Source organism: Prochlorococcus sp. MIT 0916, from assembly GCF_047305155.1.
In the GTDB taxonomy this organism is placed as follows: domain Bacteria; phylum Cyanobacteriota; class Cyanobacteriia; order PCC-6307; family Cyanobiaceae; genus Prochlorococcus_B.
On sequence record NZ_CP138980.1, the window covers coordinates 1,588,449 to 1,611,592 of the forward strand.

29 protein-coding genes are annotated in these 23,144 nt (G+C 32.9%); 13 read left to right on the forward strand and 16 right to left on the reverse strand.

Annotated elements, in window-relative coordinates; all coding sequences use genetic code 11:
• The 5 genes from SIB53_RS08360 to SIB53_RS08380 are packed head-to-tail and all read right to left on the reverse strand — an operon-like array spanning position 1 to position 2,793.
• Positions 1-441: a photosystem II biosynthesis protein gene (locus SIB53_RS08360; protein ID WP_413677773.1), complete on the reverse strand. Its 441-nt coding sequence runs from the start codon at positions 439-441 to the stop codon at positions 1-3.
• Between the two features lie 27 nt (positions 442-468).
• Positions 469-738 (reverse strand): 30S ribosomal protein S15, encoded by a 270-nt coding sequence (rpsO, locus tag SIB53_RS08365; protein ID WP_269610248.1) that lies wholly within the window; start codon positions 736-738, stop codon positions 469-471.
• Between the two features lie 50 nt (positions 739-788).
• Positions 789-1,463: a Holliday junction branch migration protein RuvA gene (gene ruvA, locus SIB53_RS08370; protein WP_413677774.1), complete on the reverse strand. Its 675-nt coding sequence runs from the start codon at positions 1,461-1,463 to the stop codon at positions 789-791.
• Between the two features lie 38 nt (positions 1,464-1,501).
• On the reverse strand, positions 1,502-1,888 hold the full coding sequence (locus tag SIB53_RS08375) for a cAMP phosphodiesterase (RefSeq protein WP_413677775.1): 387 nt from the start codon (positions 1,886-1,888) through the stop codon (positions 1,502-1,504).
• The gene (locus tag SIB53_RS08380) at positions 1,885-2,793 is read right to left on the reverse strand and encodes a DMT family transporter (RefSeq protein WP_413677776.1); all 909 of its coding nucleotides are present in this window, start codon (positions 2,791-2,793) and stop codon (positions 1,885-1,887) included. Before SIB53_RS08380 ends, SIB53_RS08375 begins: the two co-directional genes overlap by 4 nt.
• A 48-nt stretch (positions 2,794-2,841) precedes the next feature.
• Here SIB53_RS08380 and dnaG point away from each other — a divergent pair, with 48 nt between their 5' ends.
• Together dnaG and SIB53_RS08390 are read left to right on the forward strand one after the other, a co-directional pair.
• The gene (gene dnaG, locus SIB53_RS08385; RefSeq protein ID WP_413677777.1) at positions 2,842-4,869 is read left to right on the forward strand and encodes a DNA primase; all 2,028 of its coding nucleotides are present in this window, start codon (positions 2,842-2,844) and stop codon (positions 4,867-4,869) included.
• A 21-nt stretch (positions 4,870-4,890) separates the two neighbouring features.
• Positions 4,891-5,190, forward strand: a complete 300-nt coding sequence (locus SIB53_RS08390; RefSeq protein ID WP_413677778.1) for a hypothetical protein — start codon at positions 4,891-4,893, stop codon at positions 5,188-5,190.
• 13 nt (positions 5,191-5,203) lie between these two features.
• Here the strand turns inward: SIB53_RS08390 and SIB53_RS08395 are convergent, their stop codons facing one another.
• The 5 genes from SIB53_RS08395 to SIB53_RS08415 form a co-directional block, all read right to left on the reverse strand.
• A complete protein-coding gene (locus tag SIB53_RS08395; RefSeq protein ID WP_413677779.1) occupies positions 5,204-5,662 on the reverse strand; it encodes a serine hydroxymethyltransferase in 459 nt (152 codons plus the stop codon).
• 94 nt (positions 5,663-5,756) lie between these two features.
• On the reverse strand, positions 5,757-7,034 hold the full coding sequence (locus SIB53_RS08400; protein ID WP_413677780.1) for a Y-family DNA polymerase: 1,278 nt from the start codon (positions 7,032-7,034) through the stop codon (positions 5,757-5,759).
• Positions 7,035-7,036: 2 nt separating this feature from the next.
• On the reverse strand, positions 7,037-7,483 hold the full coding sequence (locus tag SIB53_RS08405) for a LexA family protein (RefSeq protein ID WP_413677781.1): 447 nt from the start codon (positions 7,481-7,483) through the stop codon (positions 7,037-7,039).
• 60 nt (positions 7,484-7,543) lie between these two features.
• Positions 7,544-7,981 (reverse strand): 23S rRNA (pseudouridine(1915)-N(3))-methyltransferase RlmH, encoded by a 438-nt coding sequence (locus SIB53_RS08410; RefSeq protein WP_413677782.1) that lies wholly within the window; start codon positions 7,979-7,981, stop codon positions 7,544-7,546.
• Between the two features lie 10 nt (positions 7,982-7,991).
• Positions 7,992-8,357: a hypothetical protein gene (locus tag SIB53_RS08415; RefSeq protein WP_413677783.1), complete on the reverse strand. Its 366-nt coding sequence runs from the start codon at positions 8,355-8,357 to the stop codon at positions 7,992-7,994.
• Between the two features lie 111 nt (positions 8,358-8,468).
• Here SIB53_RS08415 and rsmA point away from each other — a divergent pair, with 111 nt between their 5' ends.
• From rsmA to secF, 6 genes are all read left to right on the forward strand, one after another.
• Positions 8,469-9,341, forward strand: coding sequence for a 16S rRNA (adenine(1518)-N(6)/adenine(1519)-N(6))-dimethyltransferase RsmA (rsmA, locus tag SIB53_RS08420; protein ID WP_413677784.1), 873 nt, complete (start codon positions 8,469-8,471; stop codon positions 9,339-9,341).
• The gene (gene ispE, locus SIB53_RS08425) at positions 9,319-10,281 is read left to right on the forward strand and encodes a 4-(cytidine 5'-diphospho)-2-C-methyl-D-erythritol kinase (protein ID WP_413677785.1); all 963 of its coding nucleotides are present in this window, start codon (positions 9,319-9,321) and stop codon (positions 10,279-10,281) included. The genes rsmA and ispE overlap by 23 nt, the downstream gene beginning before the upstream one ends.
• Positions 10,265-10,627, forward strand: a complete 363-nt coding sequence (locus SIB53_RS08430) for a DUF3082 domain-containing protein (protein ID WP_413677786.1) — start codon at positions 10,265-10,267, stop codon at positions 10,625-10,627. Before ispE ends, SIB53_RS08430 begins: the two co-directional genes overlap by 17 nt.
• 194 nt (positions 10,628-10,821) lie before the next feature.
• Positions 10,822-11,811, forward strand: a complete 990-nt coding sequence (locus SIB53_RS08435; protein ID WP_413677787.1) for a pyruvate dehydrogenase complex E1 component subunit beta — start codon at positions 10,822-10,824, stop codon at positions 11,809-11,811.
• A gap of 2 nt (positions 11,812-11,813) precedes the next feature.
• Entirely contained in the window at positions 11,814-13,304 is a 1,491-nt protein-coding gene (gene secD / locus SIB53_RS08440; RefSeq protein WP_413677788.1) for a protein translocase subunit SecD, read from the forward strand.
• Between the two features lie 14 nt (positions 13,305-13,318).
• Positions 13,319-14,284: a protein translocase subunit SecF gene (gene secF, locus SIB53_RS08445; protein WP_413677789.1), complete on the forward strand. Its 966-nt coding sequence runs from the start codon at positions 13,319-13,321 to the stop codon at positions 14,282-14,284.
• A gap of 304 nt (positions 14,285-14,588) precedes the next feature.
• Here the strand turns inward: secF and SIB53_RS08450 are convergent, their stop codons facing one another.
• Positions 14,589-14,786, reverse strand: a complete 198-nt coding sequence (locus tag SIB53_RS08450; RefSeq protein ID WP_413677790.1) for a hypothetical protein — start codon at positions 14,784-14,786, stop codon at positions 14,589-14,591.
• A gap of 147 nt (positions 14,787-14,933) precedes the next feature.
• Here SIB53_RS08450 and SIB53_RS08455 point away from each other — a divergent pair, with 147 nt between their 5' ends.
• Both SIB53_RS08455 and SIB53_RS08460 read left to right on the forward strand, forming a co-directional pair.
• A complete protein-coding gene (locus SIB53_RS08455; protein WP_413677791.1) occupies positions 14,934-16,583 on the forward strand; it encodes an ArnT family glycosyltransferase in 1,650 nt (549 codons plus the stop codon).
• A 36-nt stretch (positions 16,584-16,619) separates the two neighbouring features.
• A complete protein-coding gene (locus SIB53_RS08460) occupies positions 16,620-16,769 on the forward strand; it encodes a hypothetical protein (RefSeq protein WP_413677792.1) in 150 nt (49 codons plus the stop codon).
• A 4-nt stretch (positions 16,770-16,773) separates the two neighbouring features.
• Here the strand turns inward: SIB53_RS08460 and SIB53_RS08465 are convergent, their stop codons facing one another.
• Positions 16,774-17,118: a hypothetical protein gene (locus SIB53_RS08465; RefSeq protein WP_413677793.1), complete on the reverse strand. Its 345-nt coding sequence runs from the start codon at positions 17,116-17,118 to the stop codon at positions 16,774-16,776.
• 222 nt (positions 17,119-17,340) lie between these two features.
• Here SIB53_RS08465 and SIB53_RS08470 point away from each other — a divergent pair, with 222 nt between their 5' ends.
• Entirely contained in the window at positions 17,341-17,610 is a 270-nt protein-coding gene (locus SIB53_RS08470) for a hypothetical protein (protein ID WP_413677794.1), read from the forward strand.
• A 313-nt stretch (positions 17,611-17,923) separates the two neighbouring features.
• Here SIB53_RS08470 and SIB53_RS08475 read toward each other — a convergent pair whose 3' ends face one another.
• Positions 17,924-18,226, reverse strand: coding sequence for a DUF2103 domain-containing protein (locus tag SIB53_RS08475; protein WP_413677795.1), 303 nt, complete (start codon positions 18,224-18,226; stop codon positions 17,924-17,926).
• Between the two features lie 103 nt (positions 18,227-18,329).
• Here SIB53_RS08475 and petN point away from each other — a divergent pair, with 103 nt between their 5' ends.
• A complete protein-coding gene (petN, locus tag SIB53_RS08480; protein WP_071841048.1) occupies positions 18,330-18,431 on the forward strand; it encodes a cytochrome b6-f complex subunit PetN in 102 nt (33 codons plus the stop codon).
• 142 nt (positions 18,432-18,573) lie between these two features.
• Here petN and psb29 read toward each other — a convergent pair whose 3' ends face one another.
• Positions 18,574-19,170: a photosystem II biogenesis protein Psp29 gene (gene psb29 / locus SIB53_RS08485; protein ID WP_413679146.1), complete on the reverse strand. Its 597-nt coding sequence runs from the start codon at positions 19,168-19,170 to the stop codon at positions 18,574-18,576.
• Positions 19,171-19,255: 85 nt separating this feature from the next.
• On the opposite strand from psb29, the gene clpP reads away from it, so the two are divergent.
• Positions 19,256-19,846, forward strand: coding sequence for an ATP-dependent Clp endopeptidase proteolytic subunit ClpP (gene clpP / locus SIB53_RS08490; protein WP_413677796.1), 591 nt, complete (start codon positions 19,256-19,258; stop codon positions 19,844-19,846).
• Between the two features lie 3 nt (positions 19,847-19,849).
• Here clpP and ftsH read toward each other — a convergent pair whose 3' ends face one another.
• Both ftsH and SIB53_RS08500 read right to left on the reverse strand, forming a co-directional pair.
• A complete protein-coding gene (gene ftsH / locus SIB53_RS08495) occupies positions 19,850-21,772 on the reverse strand; it encodes an ATP-dependent zinc metalloprotease FtsH (RefSeq protein ID WP_413677797.1) in 1,923 nt (640 codons plus the stop codon).
• Between the two features lie 141 nt (positions 21,773-21,913).
• Positions 21,914-23,143 (reverse strand): ABC transporter permease, encoded by a 1,230-nt coding sequence (locus SIB53_RS08500; RefSeq protein WP_413677798.1) that lies wholly within the window; start codon positions 23,141-23,143, stop codon positions 21,914-21,916.
• Position 23,144 lies beyond the last annotated feature (1 nt).

A 23,144-nucleotide genomic window follows, 5' to 3' on the forward strand; every position in this document is an offset into this window, starting at 1 on the left:
TTAACTAGAAATATCATTTTGGCTTGTTTTGAAAGCATCTTTCATTCTATTGATGTTTGGCTTTATGTTTTCAAAACCAAGAAAACTTCCTGGATTAAAATCCCAACTCGCGGAGAGTATTCCATAACTTAATCCTAATAGGCCAACAAGGAAACAAAGCGCTGAACTGACAAGGGTGAGTGTTGGAGATATTTCGGCAATTCCTTTGCTTATTAAAAAATAACTCCCAATAAATACTCCCATACCACTTAGGGTTGGAATACCTGTCGTAAAAGCTATTCTTCTAGCCATTCTATTTGCAACATAGCTGGGTATTCCTGACTTATTGCGAATACTTTGGGATGATTTCTTTGAAACTATTTTTGGAGCCGAGTCATTGCTGGAGAATCCTATTTTTACATCTTTAGGTTGCTCTTTTTTGTTCTTTTTTGAACCTTTCATTAGCTTGTAGCAATCTAATACCAGTCATTATCCTCTAATTGCTAATTTTTCAATGAGCTCTGTATATCTTTTTTCACTTTTAGTTCGTACATAACCTAAAAGTCTTTTGCGCTGTCCAATCATTTTTAGCAATCCTTGTCTTGAGGAGAAATCATGGATGTTGCCTTGAAGATGTTTGCTTAATTTTGAGATCCTTGTGGTAAGCATCGCAACTTGAACTTCTACTGAACCAGTATCAGTTGGATGTACTTGATGTGTGTTGATTAGCTTTTGTTTCTCTTCTGTGCCAAGTGACATTTGTTTGACTTTTCTTTTTCATCAAGTCTAATTTAATCCCTAGCCTTCCATCAAGTACTCTTTTCACTCAATTTCATAAGAATCTCTTTGAGATGTTTATCCATTAGCTCTTCTTTTTCTTCTGCAGATAAGTAATTCAATAATAAGGAATTTTCTTTTTCGTTGGTTGTTATTATTTTAATTGGATCTTTAATTTCACTATCTATATAGCCAAGTGAATTTAGAATTAAATATATTTCATCAATATATTTAGAATATTGATTAGGCTCTATGTCTTTTTTATCGTCATGACTTGTTTCATTATTATCGGTAAATCTATGAAGTTTGTTTCTTAGCTCAACTATTAATCTATCTGCGATACGTTTACCTATCCCTTGTGTTTTTATTAATAAATTAGATTCGTTATTTTCTATTGCATTAACTAGTTGAGTTACCTCAAAGTCTTCTAGCAATGCCATGCCGATTTGTGGACCTATTCCATTTACAGCAATTATTTCCCGAAATAAATCTCTTTGATTAATATCTATGAAACCATACAAGCTTGTGCCATCTTCGCGATCTATTTGGTGAATCCATAACTCAATCTTGTTGTAATCTTCTGCTTTAACTATTTGTGTTGGTTTTACTTGTATTTCATAACCAACACCTCCAACATTTAGAACAACTACTTGTTTGGAGGATATTTTCCAGGTATGAATAATGTCACCTTTTAACCAGCTAATCATTATCTATTTTGATTATATTTCTCAGAATTAAAATATACTCAACCACCATCAATCTGACATCCAACCATTGACCCTCCTACGAGACCAGCAGGAATTGCCCACCAACGATCTTTTCCTCTAGATATTGCCGTGGCGAATCCAGCACCTAAAATACCACCTGCAATTTTGCCTTCAGAGCAATCATTGTTATCAAATTCATTGTTTTTGTTTGTTGACCCATAACCTGGGCAAGGTACTTCGACCGTTTCCTCCCATTTTTTTACATATCCAGGATCATTTCTTGTCCCTGGAATATATTCTTCTCGATATTCGTTTCTCGTACAAGTTCTACTTGATGAGTAACCTCGCTGATACTGATCTGCAAGAATGGATGTTGAACCAGTGCAAATAAGAACTACAGAAAAAATCAAAGATTTAAAATTCATATTTTTGCTTGTGACGTTTTGGATGCACTTATACTAATAATAGTGGAAATAAGTACGCAAAAACCACCTAAGTAAATTGAACTTGTTATTGTTTCTCCGAATATCAACACTCCCCATATACTTGCAAAGATAACCTGTGAATAATTTAGTGAAGTTGCCTGGCCGGCTGGCAGTAGTCTTAACCCCTCTGTTATGCAGAGTTGACCAATCTGTGTAAATATACCAATACCTATTATCCATAACCAATCTGTTCCTATTGGTAATACAAAATCATTAATAATAAAAGGAATAGATAAGGGAATAGACACCAAAGGAAAGTAGTAAATAATAACAAGAGGATGTTCTGTTGAAGAAAGTTTTCTTACACATATATATGCTAATGATGTCATCAGTGCGCCCAATATTGCAATGATAATTGCTAATATTATCTCTTGTATGTCATTGTTTGTAGTTAATTCTGGTTGACTAACTAAAAGAATTCCTATCCATCCAATAATGATTGAATATACTATTCTCCTAAATATTAATTCCTTTAATATTATGTATGCACATATCACTGTAAAAGTTGGGTAAATGTATTGTATTACTGTTGCTGTAGCTATGGGTAGTATTGTTAGGGCTTTGAAGATACAAAATAGTGCCACTGTTCCAAGTAAACCCCTTATAATTAATAATCTTTTCTGATATCCCCAGGGGTTGATTTTGTTTTTATATAAGAAGAATCTTGTTATTATTATGCTTATTGTAGCCCTAGCAAAAACAAGTTCTGAAACAGGTATCTTCTCTCCAATAGCCTTAACACAAACACTCATAAGGCTAAATGACAAACCACTTCCTATTAAAAATTTGATCCCTTTTAAATTTTTATCTAAATTAATTTCATCTGTAAGTTGTTTTCCTCTCAATTTCTAAATCTCTTAACTAAATATTTAAATATCAATTAAAATTATCATATGGCTTCTGCTCGACTACATCCTAGGACAATTGAGTCTGTCAAAGAGCGTGTAGATATCGTTGATGTGGTTGGTGAACACGTCGTCCTAAAGAAAAAAGGTAAGGAATACGTTGGAATATGTCCTTTCCATGATGATAGTAAACCATCAATGTCAGTAATTCCTGGCAAGCAATTTTATTATTGTTTTTCATGTGGGGCAGGTGGAAATGCCATTAAATTTTTAATGGAGTTTCAGAGACAAAGTTTTAGCGATGTTGTTCTTGAGTTGGCAAAAAAATATCAAGTACCAATTGACACTGTTGAAGGGCCTCAACAAGAAAGACTAAAGCAACAGCTTTCACGTAGAGATACCCTTTATCGTGTTTTAAAGATTGCTACTGGTTGGTTTAGAAATCAATTAAATTCTCCATGTGGAGAAAATGCACTGAATTACCTTAAGAATAAACGTCATTTAAGTGATGGTACGCTAATAAATTTTGAGCTTGGATTTGCACCAGATAATTGGGACTCATTACTCAAATATTTTGTAGATATAGAAAAAATCAGTGTTGAAATCCTTGAATCAGCTGGATTAATTGTTCCTCGAAAGGGTGGTAATGGTTTCTATGACAGATTTCGTAATCGTATTATTGTCCCTATTCACGATAGGCAAAAAAGAGTTATTGGTTTCGGCGGACGAAGTCTTGATGGCTCAGATCCTAAGTATTTAAATTCACCTGAGACTGAAATCTTTGAAAAGGGCAAAAATCTTTTTGGTTTCGATAAATCAACTTTATCTATTAGAAAAAAAGATTATGCAGTTGTAGTAGAAGGATATTTTGATGTGATGGCACTTCATGATTCTGGTATTACAAATGTTGTCGCCTCTTTAGGAACAGCTTTAAGTCGCAATCAAATTACGCTTCTCTCTCGTGCTACCGATAGTAAAAAGATACTTTTAAATTTTGACTCTGATAATGCTGGAATTCGTGCTGCTAATAGAGCTATAAGTGAGGTCGAAAACCTTGCCATACAAGGTCAGCTAGATTTAAGAGTCCTTCAATTACCTTCAGGTAAAGATCCAGATGAGTTTCTTAAGGATAATTCTCCAGCCGAATATGAAGCATTAGCGGCAAAAGCACCTCTTTGGATGGATTGGCAAATTGATCAATCTTTGATGGATTTAGATTTAAGTAAATCTGATCAATTTCAGGAAGCCGTTAGCAACTTGGTAACTCTTCTTGGAAAGTTACCTCAAACGGCGATAAGAACCCATTATCTACAGAAGGTTGCTCAACGTCTTAGTGGAGGTCAAGCTAGATTCGCTCTACAACTAGAGGAAGATTTACGTAATCAAATTAGTGGTCAAAGATGGCATGGACGTTCCAAGAAAATTGATAAACCTCATGAAATTAGTCTTAGAGAAAGAAGTGAGGCAGATATACTTTTTACTTATATACACTGTCGTAATTATAGATCTTATATTCGTTATGAACTTCGCGTAAGGGACTTAGATGATTTTGCAATTAATCATCATCGTGTAATATGGTCTACTATTAGTAACATTGAGGAAGAAAAGTTTGGTCCTGATATTGTTGAGAAAATCAATCGTTGTAATGATTCAAGTAATACACTAGCTGATGTTGATTTAATTAAAACCTTGTTAGATAACTTTCTAGCCAATGATAATGAACATCTTCCTAAGCTTACTCCTTTATTAGAGGCTAATGAATTTCGTTTGGCAACACTAAGTGACCCCGAGTCTTTTATTCGTGGAGCTCTCGCGGCTCTTGAAAAACAAAAATCTTTAAAACGTTGTAGACATCTAATTGATGCATGGAGTACTCAACGATTACAAACTCTTGAAAACTGTATAGCCTCTCTTATTGTTCAAGAAAATTCTGAGCCTAGTGATTCATCTGATATGGAACAGAGAGTTATTACCATGTTTGAAGACTTAAATAATGATGCTATAAATTTTCAGCAACTTTACTACGCCGAGAGAAAACACATATTAAATTTAGATCAACAAAGATGTCATATCTAATTTTCTATAGTTTATTTATTTATGAGAAATACCTCACCATTTAATTTGGATGAATGTTATATATCTAATGATCTTTGGACAGAGTTTATAAATAAAATTGGATTTATTAAAGCAAACTTGGCGGTACGACAATCTCTCGATCTTCAGCGAATGCAGGGTTCGACTTCAACTTTACCTGTTCTTATTCTTGAAACATGTGGAACCGCCCTCGTGAAATCCCAAGCTGTTAAGTCTTATATTGGTATTTCATATTTGGAGCAAGGAATGGTTTTGATCTTTAGTAGTAAATTAAACGCTATTCAATTACTTAGAAACAATTAATTTTACTTAATTATTATAGACAATATTTTGTCAATTCATTTTTTATTAATCTTGGCCTGTCTTCTAATATATATGCTTGTCTTTCTTTCTCTTCCTCTCCGGATATTCTTATAGATCCATTCAAAGCATTTATCTTCGCCTGGTTCATTGAGAGCTTTCTATCTATTTTTAATAAGTTTCCATCATTGCACTCTTGTGCAACATGAACAGCTTCATGCCTTAAAGCTTTCTTTATATGTACGGCCGTCCTTTCATAACTATCCTTATTTTTCTTTCTTAGAAGTGTATATCCCTCTCTCTTCTTTGCGTTACTTGTACAAATTATGATTTCTTTGTTTCTCTTATTCAAGAAGCCTACATAGTTTTCACTTGTTAAACATAGTTTTGTATTTTCTGCTGTTTTATATCCTGCTTGTTCAACCATCTTTATTATTTCTACTTCTATTTTATCTAAATATTCTATGAACTCCATTATCTTTTTGTTTTAAGATTATTATTCATTATATTTAGCATGAAACTCATATAAATGTAATATGTAGCATCATTTTTAAATATTATACTGACTTCTAATTAGCATATATAGTTGGAATATTTTCTATATTAGTTGTTTTTATACTAGATAGTTTTTTTCTACGGGGTTTCCATTCTTTATCCATCATTGAAGATCCCCAATTTATTGTATCTATACCATTTTTTGAATTAATATTATCTATTACATTATCTAGTCTCTGTAGATATAACTCTTCTTTAATATTCTGTGCATCAAATATTAGTGTTTGTTTGTATTTATTGCTTTGAAGTTTATGCAATATTACACCAGCTTTTATAAATTTTTTATATGGTTTAAAAATTTTATTTGTCAGCGTTAGACTTTTTTCAATCATGATCTTTGAGTTAGAAGTTGGAACCCTTATTTTTTCTGTTGCTTCACTCCTAAAAAAATCTTTTGTATGAGTATTTGTATTTGTAAAGACCGTAATAGCTGAGGATAATTGATTGTATTTTCGTAACTTAGCACTTGCGATTAAAACGTATTTAATTATTGCTTCGCTCAAATCTTCTAAGCTATCAATGGGATATGAAAAACTCTTGCTTACGCAGATTTCTTTTCGATCTGATGAGGTCTCTTTTATAGGGATGCAGAGGTTTCCTTTTAATTCGTTTTGAATACGTAGACCAACTACTCCATACTTTCCTTTGATTTGCCCGCTTGACATGTCTCTAAGTTCTCTCGCATTAGTTATGCCTCTTTCTTTTAGCCATTTAGACATTCTTTTGCCGATACCCCAAACTTTATCTACATTAATTAGATCAAGATAAGCATCTTTATTTTCAATAAGACCTATATCAAATATACCTGAATTATTTTGTATTTTCTTTGCTAGATGATTAGAAATTTTTGATAGAACTTTTGTCTCACCAATACCAATAGATATTGGTATTCCTATATTTTGATAAACCAAAGCCCTTAAATCTTTTCCCCATTGATATAAGCACTTTCCTTTTGGACGTTTTATAGTTCCAAATGCTTCATCTATAGAGTAGATTTCTAGTTCTTCACAATTTTTTCTTAGTAGCTGCATTAATCGATTACTTATATCACCGTAAAGCTCGTAATTTGAACTTCTCACATTTATATTTAATTGATTTAGTTTATTCTTTAACTTGAAATAAGGCTGTCCCATAGGGATTCCCATTCTTCTCGCCTCTGAATTGCGAGCTATTATGCATCCATCATTATTCGAAAGTACAACTAATCCCTTTCCTTTTATGGAAGGATCGATCATTTCTTCACACGAGGCATAGAAATTATTCCCATCAATTTGAAGTATTACTTTGGACATAATTAGACTTTTGATTGTTGTAGTTCATGTATCGAATAAATCGCTACTCCCCATATTTGTATATCTATATATTCATATAAGTTTATTGCTGGATAATTTTCTTTATCTGCTCTTAGATAATAATTATCTTGTTTTTTGATAAGTCTTTTTAATGTGAATTCTCCATCCAAGAGAGCAACTACAATATGTCCAGGATTTGGATTTATACTGCGATCTATTATTAATAAATCGTTGTTATAAATTCCTGCGTTATTCATTGAATTACCGCTTACACGTAGAAAGAACGTACTTATTGGATTCTTGATTAAGTATTTATTTAGATCGATGCCGAGCTCTATGTAATCTTCCGCAGGAGAGGGGAAACCTGCAGAAATAGTTTCTTTTACTAATGGAATTAATAGTGACGATAAGCCTTCCTCTGAGGAAGAGTAAGAGCGATTTGCACCCATAGACCCAGATCAATACAAAAAGTATAGTACATTTGAACTAATTATGTCCCTTTCTTCTGTTTATTCTTTGTGGTAAGGGCCTCCTTGAGTAATGGTTTTTGCGCGGTAGAGTTGTTCTATTAGTAAAAGACGAGCAATTTCATGGGGGAAAGTTAAAGGTGAAAGACTTAATTGCCAAGAGGCGGAATTATTGAGGGAAGGGGAAAGACCCGAAGCACCTCCGATAACAAAAAGAATTTTTTGATTGTAAGAATTTAGAAGTTTTGTTGCTAGCTGCTTTGATGTGAAAGATTGACCATTTTCGTTAAGAGTTACAAGAATTTCATTTTTGCTAATAATTTCTTTGATCGTATGTTCTTCTTTTGTTTGGTTGTTGTCTTTTACTTCTATAATTTCTAAACCAGGTAATCTTTTTAGGTACATTTCTATACCTTCTTGAATCCACCTTTTTTTTATTTTTCCTATGGCAATTATTTTATAGTGTGAAATATTAAGCATAAAGATATTTCTAATCGATATCATCTTCGAGTAGAAATTGTTGAAATTGTGTATATAGGTTTAGGGTATCTTCAGCCGAAAGATTCTTAGAATTTTCATTAATATGTGGATCTGAATTGGAAGAAATTTTTACATTATTTGATTCAAGTTTTTTTAGTCTTTCTAGTAAATGAGGGGGTACGTTTCCATCTGGACTTATTTCCATCAACTCTCGAAAAAGTTTTTCAGGGTTGGTTTCTGTTTCAACAGGGTGTAATTTTTGCTTTTTTGTTTCTTTGATGTTTTTTAATTCATTTGATTGAGGTTTTAGTATCTCTTTAGGAAGTTTTCGTCCTAGCTCTTTTAGGCGATCAAGACTATGGCTATCAAAGGTCATTTTTTAAAATGTATATTGATTGTAGATCTTCTTGTTATTATATTTTAAGTAATTTATTTTTATTTGAGTAAAATATGTGATCGTTTCTAATGTGGTCTTGCGATTTTGTATTTGGGTGATAAAACTTTGAGTGATTTTAGGCATATTCCTAGAAAACGCTTTGGTCAACATTGGTTGAAAGATAAGGGTGTATTGAATCAAATAGTTAAGGCTGCCGAATTGAATTCTGAAGATTGCGTCTTAGAAGTTGGACCAGGTAAAGGTGCTTTAACAGAAAAATTAATTGAATCCGAAGCAAGATTCATTCAAGCAATTGAGCTAGATAGAGATTTAGTCGTTGGTTTGAAAAAACGTTTTAGTCATAAAAGTAAATTTAGTTTGAGAGAGGGAGATGTTCTATCTGCTCCACTGGAGGCTGAAAATGGATTAAATATTAACAAAGTTGTAGCTAATATTCCTTACAACATCACAGGCCCACTATTAAAAAGATTGATTGGCGAATTAAGAAAAGCACCTGAAAATAGTTTTGAAACTTTAGTTCTACTTATGCAAAAAGAAGTGGCACAAAGACTTTTGGCTCTACCAGGAACTAGTAGTTTTAGTGCTTTAAGTGTACGGATTCAGCTTTTAGCAAAATGTCAGGACGTATGTGATGTGCCTTCTAAATGTTTTCAACCGCCACCCAAGGTGGATTCCAAAGTCGTAAAGATTAACCCCTTTGTATCAAGTGAGCCAGATTTTTATGAGATAGGGAATTTATTAGAGAAACTTTTGAAACATGCTTTTGCTGGTAGAAGAAAGAAATTACGAAATACGATTGGAAGTTTTGTTACTTCAAACTTTCAGATAAAGGAATTTTTCGACTACAGAGGGATTAGTCTTGATCAAAGACCACAGGAAATCTCACCTTCCAATTGGTTTGCCTTGGCAAAAGCTTTAAAAGAAACTTGTGTTATTAAAAATGGTCTCCTCCAAATCAAATGATTATTTTCTTATTGCAGAAGCGCATGCAAAAATTAATCTACATTTAGAGGTTTTAGGTATTAGGACCGATGGGTTTCATGAATTAGCCATGGTCATGCAAAGTATTAATTTAAGTGATCGATTGAAGATGATAAATAGTGCAGATCCTCATATTACTCTTAAATCTAATAATAACGAGATTAGTAATGGTGAGAACAATTTAATAATAAAAGCCGCAAATCTTTTAAAAAATCAAGTAGGCAATACACAATTAGGTGTTGATATTGAACTTGAAAAAAATATTCCAATTGGTGCAGGATTGGCAGGTGGGTCTACAGATGCAGCTGCAACATTGGTTGGATTAAATAAACTCTGGAAATTAAATCTTAAGCCTGAGGAATTAGAGGACTTATCAAAAGAAATAGGCTCAGACATCCCTTTTTGCATTTCAGGTGGTAGACAGATATGTTTTGGTAGAGGTGAAATTTTAGAAAAATTAAAATTTGAACACTTTCAGTTGGGTCTTGTTTTGGTTAAAGACCCTTCAATACAGGTTTCTACCCCAGTTGCATATAAATCATATAAACAAAAGTATGGTGATAGCTATCTTGAAAATGATAGAGATTTTGAAATTAAGAGAAACATGATCAGATCTAATGACTGGTCGGATCGGTCGCTTTTTGATAAACGAAAAGAAATACAAAATGATTTACAAAAAATCGTTCGCCCTATGACACCAGAGGTTGAAAAGTCTTTAAATATATTGTCTCGTTTACCTGGTTCCCGTCTCGTTTCTATGAGTGGTTCTGGTCCAAGTTGTTTTGCCTTGTTTGAAAATTATAACCAAGCAAATAAAGTACTAAAAGAACATTTCAATGAATTTGAAAGAGCTGGCCTGTCCGCTTGGGCATGTTCAATGAAGTCTAATGGAGTTCAATTAAGAAATGAATTTACCTCGTAATGGGTTTAAAAATAAATCTGATGAATTAGCTAATTCATCAGAAAGTCCTATTGCTAACCCTAGCTCTGAAGCAAAGAAAGGCCCCTTAAGCTTTCTTTCGGGTTCGATTACCAGTTTATCTTTTAGCCTGTTAAGCCTTTTTATTAGTAAAAAAATAGTTTTATATTTTTCGATTCATACTCCGAATTATTCTTCACCAATTGCCCAGAGTATTGCTGCTGGTTTTAAAACACTAATTATTGGAATTAGTTTTCTTGCAACTTTTACCTTTGGTTTTATTGGACTTGGTTTGTTTTTAGTATTTATTCGAAGTTTGATAGAAGGCAACAGTGACAAAACTGACTAGCATTTAACTATTAAATTGTCATATTTAGATCTTTCTATGACTCTTCATGATTTAGGACTTCTCGTTTTATTACTCTCTCCTGGAATGTTGCTTTCCATATTGCTGTTATCGACTTTTGCAGCAGGTGGGTAATTAGGCACTGTTTGAGATAGTTTGGAATAACAAACCGGTAATCCGGACGATCTGTTAATTCTGTGAAAGGGACTCTTTTATTTAATGCTCTTCGTGAAGCAATTGATGAAGAAATGGACAGAGATCCTTTGGTATGTGTAATGGGTGAAGATGTTGGACAATATGGCGGCTCTTATAAAGTTACGAAAGATTTGTATGAAAAATATGGAGAATTCAGAGTCTTAGATACACCAATTGCTGAAAATAGTTTTACTGGTATGGCTGTTGGAGCAGCCATGACAGGTTTAAGACCCATTGTGGAAGGGATGAATATGGGGTTTTTGTTACTTGCGTTTAATCAAATATCCAACAATATGGGAATGCTTAGATATACGAGCGGGGGAAATTTTACTATACCAACAGTTGTTAGAGGCCCTGGTGGCGTTGGAAGGCAATTAGGCGCTGAACACAGTCAAAGACTTGAAGCCTATTTTCATGCAGTTCCTGGTATCAAAATTGTGGCTTGTAGTACTCCCACGAACGCTAAAGGTCTTATGAAAGCTGCTATTAGAGATAATAATCCTGTACTTTTCTTTGAGCATGTTCTTTTATATAACCTCACTGAAGAGCTCCCTGAGGGTGATTATGTCTGTGCCTTAGATCAAGCCGATCTTGTAAAGCAGGGAAGTGACATTACGATTTTGACTTATTCGAGAATGCGTCACCACTGCTTAAAAGCAGTTGAGATTCTTGAAGGGAAAGGAATTGATGTTGAATTGATTGATTTAATAAGTCTTAAGCCTTTTGATATGGAAACTATATCTAAATCTATAAGAAAAACCCATAGAGTAATTATTGTTGAAGAATGTATGAAAACAGGTGGTATTGCAGCTGAGTTAATGTCTTTGATTACTGAGCATTGCTTCGATGATTTAGATTCTCCTCCTGTTCGTTTAAGCAGTCAGGATATTCCTACGCCTTACAATGGCAACTTAGAAAACTTAACTATTATTCAACCTCATCAGATAGTAGATGCCGCGGAAAAAATTATAGTTAATGGTGGAGTAGATTAATAATGGGCAGAAAGAATTATTGGTTTCTTGTCGTTATCATTTCTGCAGTATTAAGTATTTTTATATGCACCAACTTACCTTTCCAATTAGGATTGGATCTGCGCGGAGGTAGTCAACTAACTCTAGAGGTTCAGCCTACAAAGGAAATTACAAAAATCACCCCCAGCGAAATCGAAGCTGTTAAGGCTGTTCTTGATAAGAGGGTAAATGGATTAGGAGTTTCAGATTCACAACTGCAAACTGTAGGAACCAACCAATTGTTATTAGAACTTCCTGGGGAACAAGATCCTTCTGGAGCTGCGAAAGTATTAGGAGAAACTGCGCTATTAGAATTCAGAATTCAGAAAAATGGTACAGCGGAGCAATTAAGAGATTTACAAACTCAACGGAATAGCATTGAGTCTATTATTAAATTATTAGAAGAGAATAATAATTCAGCTCAATTAATCAAAGAGATCAATATTAATAATGAAATTAATCAATTATTCGAAAAATATAATATTAAATCCGACCAAATATTAGATCTAGATCAATTTAATCTTTTAAGGAATAAAATAAGTACTGACATTGCAGGTCTTTTTGAACCAACAACATTAACTGGACAATATTTGACAAATGCAGGCAGACGACAAGATCAAAATACTAATAATTGGGAAGTAACTTTAAGCTTTAATAGTGAGGGAGGTGAATTATTTGCAGAACTCACAAAATCTATCGCTGGCACCCCTCGATTGCTTGGAATTGTTATTGATGGTATTTCATATAGCGAAGCAAGTGTTGGTAAGCAATTTGAAACTGCTGGTATTACTGGTGGGGCCGCGACAATAAGCGGAAATTTTACTGCTGATGATGCTAGAAATTTAGAAGTTCAATTAAGGGGAGGAGCTTTGCCTTTACCTATTGACATTATTCAGATAAGAACAATAGGACCTTCTCTAGGGACTCAAAATATTCGTCTCAGTCTTTTTGCTGCTCTCACAGGATTGGTTTTTGTAGGTATTTTTATGATCTTTATCTATAAACTAGCTGGATTTGTTGCTGTCTTGGCATTGTCTTTTTACTCTCTCTTCACTCTCTCTATTTATGCATTACTCCCAGTGACCCTTACTCTTCCAGGTATAGCTGGGTTTATATTAAGTATCGGAATGGCTGTTGACGCTAATGTTCTTATTTTTGAGAGATTAAAGGAAGAATTACGCAATGGAAATACCTTAATTCGTTCAATAGACGCAAGTTTTAAAAACGCTTTTTCATCAATAATTGATGGTCATTTAACTACTTTAATAAGCTGTATTACGTTGTTTTATTTGGGCACTGGCTTTGTAAAAGGTTTTGCAGCTACCTTGGGTATTGGCGTTGTATTGAGTTTGTTTACGGCTTTAACATGTACAAAAGCAATCTTGAAGTTCCTAATGAGTTATCAGGGCCTTCGAAAAATTTCTAACTTTATTAATCCTAATCAGATTCCATTACCAACTATCAATGGTCAATAGCAACTAATTAAATTATGAAAGCAAATTTTAATGTTCAACTCTATAAAAATAGAAAAAATGTTTGGCTTGTTTCATTCTCTTTATGTTTAATATCAATAATTGGAATGCTAATTTGCCTTAATACTATTTCTATTAAGGCACCTTTAAATCTTGGTTTAGATTATACCGGAGGAACTCAAATAACTTTAGAGAGACGTTGCGCTGATGAATGTATTACCTTAAATACAAGCGACATATCTAATAAATTAATTGCATTAAAAGACTATGATAAAAATTTCAGTTCAAATACATCTCCAAATTTAAATCGATCACAAATAAAATTACTCGATAATTCACAATTAATATCCATTAGGCTTCCATTTTTATCTGCAGCTCAATCTGAGTCTGTAGTGTCAGAGGTTAATAAATCTTTTGGCCCATTTGACAATAAAAATACTTCAGTTGAAATTATTGGTCCAAGTCTTGGGAAGCAGTTACTTAAAAGTAGTTTGATTTCTCTTCTCTTTGCTTTTCTTGGAATAGCTTTATATATTAATTTCAGATATGATCGAAGATACGCATTCTTAGCTTTATTTGCTCTTTTTCATGACATACTTATTGTCTGTGGCGTATTTGCATGGTTGGGATATTTCTTTAATGTAGAGGTCGACTCTTTATTCGCTGTTTCTTTGTTGACCATTGCAGGCTATTCAGTAAACAATACTGTTGTTGTTTTTGATAGGATCAGAGAAAAAAGTTTATTAGAGAATCAATTAAGTTTTAAATATCAAATTGATAAAGCTGTTGGCGCAACATTAACAAGAACGCTTTATACAAGTCTTACAACACTACTTCCTTTAATATGTATATTGATTTGGGGCGGCTCAACATTGTATTGGTTCGCATTCGCTTTGTTCATAGGAGTTATAGCTGGTTCTTGGTCGAGCATAGCTTTAGCCCCTTCATTGTTATCAATAACTAGCAATAAAGCCCTTGACTGATTAAATATGGGCTTTATTTACTTAGATAGATTTCTTATTTATATAAAGTGTAATTGGTTACAAATTCTTCTAGTTATATTATCAATATATGATTTAAGAATTGATCTTAAGATTTTAATCGACTTTTTTACTTTTTCGACTCTTTTTTATACAATTTCAGAACACCCTTTGGCGATTACAATATTAATTTCAAGCCCCTCTCTTTTTAAAATATTAAATAAGCCTTGAACAACAGAAACTAATCATTTAGCTTTATTTTTAAAAAGTTTTTATAATCATTATACTCTATAAAATTAGATTGTTTTTACTTTTTTGCTTTCCTTGAGGACTTTGGTTCAATTACTACCAATAGCTCCTCCATTTGAATCATTAATTTTTTGACTTCTGTTGGCTCTGGGAGTGTTAGCTCTTCCGTCACTCCTAAATGCATTTTTCTTAATTCAGCTCGTAAAATCTTTAGAGATGCTTTTACTTCTTCCTTCTTTTCCTTAGCGGTTGCCATCTTTTATATGCTTAATATTTCTATTATTATACATGATGTTATTAATTCATACTCATTTTGATTCCCAAATCAAATTACTAAGGATATAATTTTGTTTAAATGTAGTTCATAAAAAATGAACTTATGAATTTCTAATCATATCCGGCTATGCAAATTCTCCCATCTAATATTATTAAGTATAAGAAGTTTAAATTAGGAAGCATAAATTTTTTCTTTAAGAATAAAATACTTATTGTAACTTTACTGCTTGTTCTTTCTTTTATATCTTTTTATTTTATTATCGATTTTTCCTCTCAAAGTCTCGTCGCTCATGACGAGGGACTTTACGCTAGAAGAGCAAGATTGATTGAGTACTCTGATAATTGGTTTTCCCCCCCATTTTCTTCCCCTCACCATAAGACATTAGGGAGTTATTGGTTTATAGCTTTATCTATAAAATTATTTGGGAATAGTGAACTATCTCTAAGACTTCCAAGCATTATTTCTTCTTTCCTTTGCTTGATTAGCTCGTACTTGATTGCGTTAAAAATTTCAACTAAAAAGTCTGCATTAGTTTCTTTATTCTCTCTTTCTTCAATGCCATTGTGGATTCAATACTCAAGATACGCAAGTCCAGATATTCCTTTTGTATTATCTATTCTTTTAGTTATTTTATTTTTTCTAAAATCTCTAGATTCTCCAGATCATATGAGACAGAATTTTTATATATTTTTGTCAGGCTTTTTTGTTTCTACATCTTTTTTTATTAGAAGTTATATGGCCTTTGTTCCTCTTATAGGCCTCGCACCTTTTATTTTTTTTCATTTATATAGAAAAGAATATATTAGTAAAATTCTCTTTTGTATAGGAATATTTATCGGCTCAATACCAACGAGTCTTAATCTTTATTTTTCAGCTAAAAAGTTTGGTAATATTGGCATTACAGCACTTTTTGATTTTGCAAGAAAACAAGCAGTAGGTGATTCTATTTTCAATAATTTATTTGTTGTACCCTTGAACTTTTTGTATTTAACATTTCCTATAGGAATATTAGTACTTATTCTTTTTGTTTTCACTAGATCAAATTTTAGGGTCAAATATCCACTATTGATTTATTGTTATCCCCTTTTATCATTAATTTTATTATTATGCATGTCTACTTCATATCCACATTATTATCTTGTTCTCTTGCCTTCGTTATCTATTATTTTTGCTAACTATATATCATCATATACATTTAGATACTCCTTTTCAAGATCTACTATTAAATATTTATTAGTTATTATAATCTTATTAGTATCAATTATCCTTTTGTTTTCTATTATAAACTATAAAGACTTAGTAACTCAATATACGTATGGAAATCCTTTAATTGTTTATCTTCTTAGTTTATTTATAGTTTTATCCTATTTTTCATCAATAAGATTTCTACTTGACTTCAATCATTTTGGTTTTAATTTAATTAAATTTTTATATAATATTATAATCCCTCAATATATTTCATTATCTTTATTGTATAATTTTGGCGTACTAGGTAATCCGAACTACAAAACAAAGCTATTCTTAAATGATGATGCTACATCGTCAATTTTTAATTTTAATACAATTTATTTATTTAATGTTGACAGTAAGACAAAGACTTTATTGTCATATTATTTGCCTTCCTCTAAGGTCGTAGATGATTTTGAAGTAATTACTAACTATAAGTATATAATTACTTCTAATATTAATTCCTTAGCAAAATTAGATCTACAACAACTCTTTATTCCTATTAAAAAATTTGACAATCACTTATTGTTAGTGAATATTAGTAAATAATATCATTTAAATTTATTTTCTATAAATACAAATAAAATGGATAAAATACTTAAAAAGGCATATACAAAATTTTGGGTTCCTGTTATGGGCAGGTTTATTGCAAAATTGATTCCTTTACTTGAGGGAAAGCCTCCTGAAAAGCCCCCAACATATGATATTGATGGTGATAAATCAAGAGAACAATAGGTGATTATTCTGGTAGGGATCCCCCATTACAATATCCAACAGCTAGAGAATTTATATCCATTTTATTCTGCAATCTATTTATATTATTTGATTTTAGATACTTTGTAGTTTTATCTATGCATGATGAAGTTGATGATGTATACTTTACTATCGGGTACATGTATAATATACCTGCAATTAAGATAGCCGAATAAGCTATATATCTCTTGTTTTCATTAATATAATTCGCTGCATCTTTTCTTTTCTTAAGAAATATAGAAAGCCATGAGTCAGGTAATCCGATCTGAACAAATAACAGTTCAACCCACCATGGAAGTTTTGATTGATTTTTATCAGAATTACTTTTCATAGTGATAGTTAGATTTGTTAGCCCTTAAAAAAGAATGTTTGGGCTTTTATCACATCAATATTGTACCAAGTAAAATATATCCTATTTTTATAAAAATGGAACACTCATATACTCCTTTTATGAGTATTTACTCTTATTCCTCTGCTTTCAAAATTTCCTTGCTCTTTTGATTGATTTTTCTATTAAAAATAGTGTATTATTTTTAAGGATGAATTGTATTCAATGGCAAAAAGAAGACGTAAACTAAGCCCAGAATTAGAGAAAAACATTTCATTAGCCAAGAAGCAAATTGAATTGATTACAGCTATAATTCATGATATAGATGAAGATGACATACAAGAAGAATATAAATCTGCATTTTTACCTGTTATGAGTGCCTATATGTCACTTGATCAATTGTATAGAGAGGTTGGTTTTAATGATGAAACTACTAATCTTCATCTCCTATATTTAACTAGTTTAGATCAATTTAAAAGTGAATATGAACTTTAGAATTAATAGCGCATAGCTCCTTCTATTTATTAGACTTAGATCAATCCGATAAAATATTGATTTTTAATCTTTTGTTAATATCTATTACTTTCTGTTCTTTTTGCTTTATATAAATCCGATTTCTTTATTAATTAATAGAGCTAGTTTAATTTTATGAAATAAATTAATGATTAATAATTTTATTGTAATTTTATGGCTGATAACCTATGCGAAATTGATTCAGCAATGAATATGATCAAAGAAGATATCATAAGAGATCTTTCTAAATCTGTATCTGAGCAAAATAAAAACCCCTGCTATCCGCGTACATCATCTAGCAACCTCTCCTTTTCCGAAAAGGCTTTGGATTAGTTTTTTCAATTATTTCTATAATTTTACTCTCATCCAAGCTTGTAACCAAAAAGACCTCTTGTACAAGTTTCCCTTTTCTTGCTAGCAGCTTATACCCTTCTTTGGTTTTGACAGTAACTTTTAGAGCAAGATTCTCACCTTTACCATTAGTCTTTGACATAGAGGCAGGCGTGACTGTCTTAATCTCATCAGTTGCTGCAATCTTTTTCAACCATTTGATTAGGCCGTCTATGTATGTGCTGTGATTTTGAACGAGCCGACCCATTTTTTGATGCTTTTCGTCTAATTTTTTAATTGCTTTTAATTTTTCAGGAAGTACACAAATTAAACCTTTTTAATAAGTTATAGTTAAGAAAATAATTCTAGTCATGATCTTCACTTTAGGTTGGGCTTCCTTAGCTGCTATTTTCACTTTTTCAATTGCTATGGTGGTTTGGGGTAGAAATGGTGATGGTTCTATCGATATTTAGTGATTGTGATGCCTATAGACTTTAACCTCTATAGTTTTCTATCTTTTTTGTCTATTTCACTACTTTCATTTATCACAATTGGAGTGATATATATTAGCTTTATTGATTGGAAAGATAAAAAAAGAAAGAAATAATTCCTAGCTTATTTGGATGTTAGGTTTAATGCAATTATTTCTAAAGCTTGTTTCATCTTTTCAATATTAGATTTATACATACTTATATCTTTTTCAACCCTTGAATATTGGTAACCAAGTAATCTTGAAATATTAATTATTTCCTTATTTATATCTTCTTCTTTTCCATCCTTGAATAATTCCATTTCATTAACTAATTTATATATACCGATAGCATTGATGCGACTGTAATATTCATTGCCTTTATTATCATTATGTTGTGATATAAATTTATTCAGATCTTCTTTTGTAAATGATTTTACGTTGTTAACCAATTGTTCTGAGCAGCTATTTATCTCGTTTGGATTGAAACCATTGCAATTACATATTGCGTCAAAAAGCTTATTAACATGTTCGCTAGGTTTATAACCATTCGTAAATTTATTAAATATTTCTTTTAATCCAATTGCAAAAATTGAGTCATTCTTAAAGTTTTTCTGATGACTCAGCAAATGAAGTTCTACTAGCAGTTCATCTGCAAGCTTTCTATAAATTGGCGGTATGACATAAGGAAATTCCTTATGGAAATCAGATTTGCTGTCTGAAATTGTTGCTCTAACGCTCAATGTCAAACCTAGATAATTCTTAAGAGACCTTAGCTTACCCCGCGGCTTGGCTAGGATCATGAAAACCGTCCATTATTATCGTTAAATGATTCCAATAGTTATTGAAGAATCTGGAAGAGGAGAAAGAGCCTTTGATATTTATTCAAGGCTTTTAAGAGAAAGAATAGTTTTTTTGGGTGAACAAGTTACAAGTGATTCCGCCAACAGAATTGTTGCCCAGCTCCTTTTCTTAGAGGCTGATGATCCAGATAAAGATATTTTTCTCTATATCAATTCTCCAGGTGGATCTGTTTATGACGGACTTGGTATTTTTGACACAATGCAGCATGTAAAGCCTGATATACATACTGTTTGTGTAGGACTTGCCGCCAGTATGGGTGCCTTCCTACTTTGTTCAGGTGCAAGGGGGAAAAGAAGTAGCTTGCTTCATTCAAGAATAATGATTCATCAACCACTTGGAGGAGCAAGAGGACAAGCTAGTGATATAAGGATCCAAGCTGATGAAATATTGTTTATAAAAGATAAATTAAACAATGAACTATCTGAAAGAACTGGTCAACCTATTGAAAGGATAAGAGAGGATACAGATAGGGATTTTTATATGTCTCCAACTGAAGCTATCGAATATGGAATCATTGATAATGTATTCAACAAACGATCAATAAATTCAATTTAATTTTTATTTTGGATCTTGTAGTACTGGTATAAATCTGTCTTTTTCTGGAACAACTGTGTATTCGGATAATATTTTACAGAACTCATCTCCATCCATAGTTTCCTTCTCAATTAAAATTTCTACTAATTTATCCATAGCAGATCTATTTTTTGCAACTAAATCAAGTGTTTCTTTATAACACTGTTTAACTATTTTTCTGACCTGCTCGTCAATTTGCTTTGAAATTTCATCTGATATATCAGAGGTATTCATAAGACTTCTTCCAACAAAAACTTCTTGACTATCTCCCTCCAAAGAGACTGGTCCAAGGCTGCTCATCCCAAATCTAGTGACCATTTGACGGGCCATAGACGCTACCTGCTGTACGTCACCACCTGCACCGGTCGTTACTTCTTCTCTTCCAAAAATGATATCTTCTGCAGCCCTTCCACCTAATGCACCCATGATTCTCGCTTTCAGTTGAGCCCGACTTATTAAAGTCTGATCATCATCTGGGGAGAACCAGGTCAACCCTTTTGCTTGTCCCCTAGGGATGACAGTAACTTTTTGGACTGGGTCATGATCTTTTACTAGCGAGCCTATTAAGGCATGACCAACTTCATGGTAGGCAATTAACCTTTTACTTCTTCCATCAACTAAGGGCTGACCTTCCATCCCTGCGATAATGCGATCAACTGCATCATCTATTTCTGATAGACCTATGTGATCCTTTCTTCTTCTGGCTGTAAGAATGGCTGCTTCGTTAAGTAAATTTGCAAGGTCTGCTCCTGTAAAACCAGGCGTTCTTCTGGCGATACTCTCTAAAGTCAAATCCTTTTCTAATTTTTTATTTCTGGAGTGAACTTTAAGAATAGATAATCTCCCTGTGATATCTGGAGCATCTACAGTTACTTGTCTATCAAATCTACCTGGCCTCATCAAAGCTGAGTCAAGTACATCTGGTCTATTTGTTGCTGCAATAATAATAATTCCACTATTGCCCTCAAATCCATCCATTTCGGTGAGAAGTTGATTGAGTGTTTGTTCTCTCTCATCATTTCCTCCACCGATACCTGCACCTCTCTGTCTTCCCACTGCATCAATCTCATCTATAAAAATTAAGCAAGGGCTATTTTCTTTAGCTCTTTTGAACAAATCTCTTACCCGACTTGCTCCTACACCTACAAACATTTCTACAAATTCCGAACCTGAAAGTGAGAAGAAGGGTACTCCTGCTTCTCCAGCAATTGCCTTAGCTAAAAGCGTCTTACCGGTTCCAGGAGGTCCTACTAGCAAAACACCTCTTGGAATTTGAGCTCCTACAGATGTAAACCTTTCTGGTTGCTTAAGAAAAGTTACTACTTCCTCTAAATCTTGTTTTGCTTCATTTACCCCTGCTACATCATCGAATTTGACACCAGTTTCTGCTTCCATGGCAAATCTTGCCTTAGTTTTACCAAATTGCATTGCTTGCCCTGGTCCACCTGGCATTGAATTTGATCTTCTTGAAAGAAGAATCAATCCCCCAATTAAAATGAGTGGGAAAAGTAAATTGCCAAGTATTCCTATTCCTGCTGGAGCTGTTTTAGGTGGATGAATGTCAAAACTTATTCCCTCTTCTTTAAGTGAGGAAACTAATTCAGGCGCTAATCCTGGAAGATCAACTCTTAATCTTTGAACTCTGTTATCAATTTCAGGATCAACTGATTCGACGATTGCATTTCTTCCACCTTCGTAGATGTCAACAGAGGTGACTCTTCCTGCTTTTACGTAATCAAGAAATCTTCCATAGCTGATCTTTGCAACTGGTGCATTTCTTGTTGGGTTAGAGTTATTGGTTTGACTGACTTGGGTGTTGGTTGCAGAGCCAAGAATTTGCCATGTAATTAGAACAACAATTGTTATTGGAACCACCCAAAGAGCTATTACTTTCCATTTTTTATCCATAATTCTTTAATAATTTCGCCTGATTCTAATAGTCTAATGACCCTTTCTGTTGGATGAATTAATCACTTTCCCAGAAATACTCAAAAATAATATTTCTAAAGTACAAGAAAATATCAAATACTTTTGGTTAAAAAATACCATTTATAAACTTCTGAGGGCAGTAATTGGATCTAGTTTGGCTGCTCTTTTTGCTGGCAGAACACCAAAAGTTAAACCTATTGTACTAGATATTATAACTGTTAGAAAGACAGTTCCAAAACCAATAGTTGCAGGTAAAGGTGTTACTAATGCTACAATTTTTACAGTTGATAGTCCTAATCCGGTTCCTGCTAAACCGCCCAGACTAGATAGAATTAAAGATTCAATTAGGAATTGAGTTGATATATCAAGTCTTCTTGCTCCTAATGCTTTTCTAAGTCCTATTTCTTCAGTTCTTTCGCTAACAGATACCAACATAATATTCATAATACCTATTCCACCAACTAATAATGATATACCTCCTATTGCAGCTAGCATTAATGTTAAACCGCCAGTGATCGTTGATACTATCTGCAAAGCATCTTTCTGAGATCTAACAGCAAAGTCATCATCTCGGATAATTTTATGTCTTTGTCTTAATAAGTTTGTTATTTGAAATTTTGCAGCTTTTGTTGATTTTTCATTTATTGCTTCCACACTTATAAAACTTAGACTTACCCCATATGTTGGATCTTTACCAGTAATTCTACTAACCATTGTAGAAAGAGGAATATATGCGTTTTCATCTTGATTATTTCCAAATACAGCACCTTTAGGCTTCATGACACCTACAACTTCAAAAGACTGATCTTTAATTCTTATCCTCTCGCCCAAGCCTTTTCTGTCGTTAAATAGTTTCTCTTCAAGATCGGGCCCAATAACCACAACATTCTTTGCTCCTTTAGAATCTTGATCATTGATAAAACGGCCTTTCGCAATTTCAAAACTTCTTACAATTAAAAAATCACTTGTAACTCCTGAAATAGAACTACTTGTGCTTTTAGAACCAATTTGAATGACTTCATTTGAAGAGATTTGTGGGGCTACTCTTTTAACAGTAGGGACTTGTTCTACGATCGCTTTTGCATCTTCAAGAACGAGGTTTTTTGGAAAAGCCACTCCTCTTCTTCTTGTGTCATTATTCCCAGGAACAACAAATAAAACATTTGCACCTAGATTGCTTAATTGGTTTTCAGCAAGATTTTGTGCTCCTCTTCCAACCCCTACAAGTGTTATGACAGATGCATTACCTATCACTATTCCTAGCATTGTTAATAAGCTTCTAAATTTATTAGATTTAAGATTTTTTATTGCCATTCCCGAGGTTTCAGCAAGCGGGAGTTTCCTTTTCATA

Excerpts from the sequence above, each read along its gene's own strand:
- SIB53_RS08360 (WP_413677773.1), bottom strand. The coding sequence starts at position 441 with ATGAAAGGTTCAAAAAAGAACAAAAAAGAGCAACCTAAAGATGTAAAA.
- rpsO (WP_269610248.1), bottom strand. The coding sequence starts at position 738 with ATGTCACTTGGCACAGAAGAGAAACAAAAGCTAATCAACACACATCAA.
- ruvA (WP_413677774.1), bottom strand. The coding sequence starts at position 1,463 with ATGATTAGCTGGTTAAAAGGTGACATTATTCATACCTGGAAAATATCC.
- SIB53_RS08375 (WP_413677775.1), bottom strand. The coding sequence starts at position 1,888 with ATGAATTTTAAATCTTTGATTTTTTCTGTAGTTCTTATTTGCACTGGT.
- dnaG (WP_413677777.1), top strand. The coding sequence starts at position 2,842 with ATGGCTTCTGCTCGACTACATCCTAGGACAATTGAGTCTGTCAAAGAG.
- SIB53_RS08390 (WP_413677778.1), top strand. The coding sequence starts at position 4,891 with ATGAGAAATACCTCACCATTTAATTTGGATGAATGTTATATATCTAAT.
- SIB53_RS08395 (WP_413677779.1), bottom strand. The coding sequence starts at position 5,662 with ATGGAGTTCATAGAATATTTAGATAAAATAGAAGTAGAAATAATAAAG.
- SIB53_RS08400 (WP_413677780.1), bottom strand. The coding sequence starts at position 7,034 with ATGTCCAAAGTAATACTTCAAATTGATGGGAATAATTTCTATGCCTCG.
- SIB53_RS08405 (WP_413677781.1), bottom strand. The coding sequence starts at position 7,483 with ATGGGTGCAAATCGCTCTTACTCTTCCTCAGAGGAAGGCTTATCGTCA.
- SIB53_RS08410 (WP_413677782.1), bottom strand. The coding sequence starts at position 7,981 with ATGCTTAATATTTCACACTATAAAATAATTGCCATAGGAAAAATAAAA.
- SIB53_RS08415 (WP_413677783.1), bottom strand. The coding sequence starts at position 8,357 with ATGACCTTTGATAGCCATAGTCTTGATCGCCTAAAAGAGCTAGGACGA.
- ispE (WP_413677785.1), top strand. The coding sequence starts at position 9,319 with ATGGTCTCCTCCAAATCAAATGATTATTTTCTTATTGCAGAAGCGCAT.
- SIB53_RS08430 (WP_413677786.1), top strand. The coding sequence starts at position 10,265 with ATGAATTTACCTCGTAATGGGTTTAAAAATAAATCTGATGAATTAGCT.
- secD (WP_413677788.1), top strand. The coding sequence starts at position 11,814 with ATGGGCAGAAAGAATTATTGGTTTCTTGTCGTTATCATTTCTGCAGTA.
- secF (WP_413677789.1), top strand. The coding sequence starts at position 13,319 with ATGAAAGCAAATTTTAATGTTCAACTCTATAAAAATAGAAAAAATGTT.
- SIB53_RS08450 (WP_413677790.1), bottom strand. The coding sequence starts at position 14,786 with ATGGCAACCGCTAAGGAAAAGAAGGAAGAAGTAAAAGCATCTCTAAAG.
- SIB53_RS08455 (WP_413677791.1), top strand. The coding sequence starts at position 14,934 with ATGCAAATTCTCCCATCTAATATTATTAAGTATAAGAAGTTTAAATTA.
- SIB53_RS08460 (WP_413677792.1), top strand. The coding sequence starts at position 16,620 with ATGGATAAAATACTTAAAAAGGCATATACAAAATTTTGGGTTCCTGTT.
- SIB53_RS08465 (WP_413677793.1), bottom strand. The coding sequence starts at position 17,118 with ATGAAAAGTAATTCTGATAAAAATCAATCAAAACTTCCATGGTGGGTT.
- SIB53_RS08470 (WP_413677794.1), top strand. The coding sequence starts at position 17,341 with ATGGCAAAAAGAAGACGTAAACTAAGCCCAGAATTAGAGAAAAACATT.
- SIB53_RS08475 (WP_413677795.1), bottom strand. The coding sequence starts at position 18,226 with ATGGGTCGGCTCGTTCAAAATCACAGCACATACATAGACGGCCTAATC.
- petN (WP_071841048.1), top strand. The coding sequence starts at position 18,330 with ATGATCTTCACTTTAGGTTGGGCTTCCTTAGCTGCTATTTTCACTTTT.
- clpP (WP_413677796.1), top strand. The coding sequence starts at position 19,256 with ATGATTCCAATAGTTATTGAAGAATCTGGAAGAGGAGAAAGAGCCTTT.
- ftsH (WP_413677797.1), bottom strand. The coding sequence starts at position 21,772 with ATGGATAAAAAATGGAAAGTAATAGCTCTTTGGGTGGTTCCAATAACA.
- SIB53_RS08500 (WP_413677798.1), bottom strand. The coding sequence starts at position 23,143 with ATGAAAAGGAAACTCCCGCTTGCTGAAACCTCGGGAATGGCAATAAAA.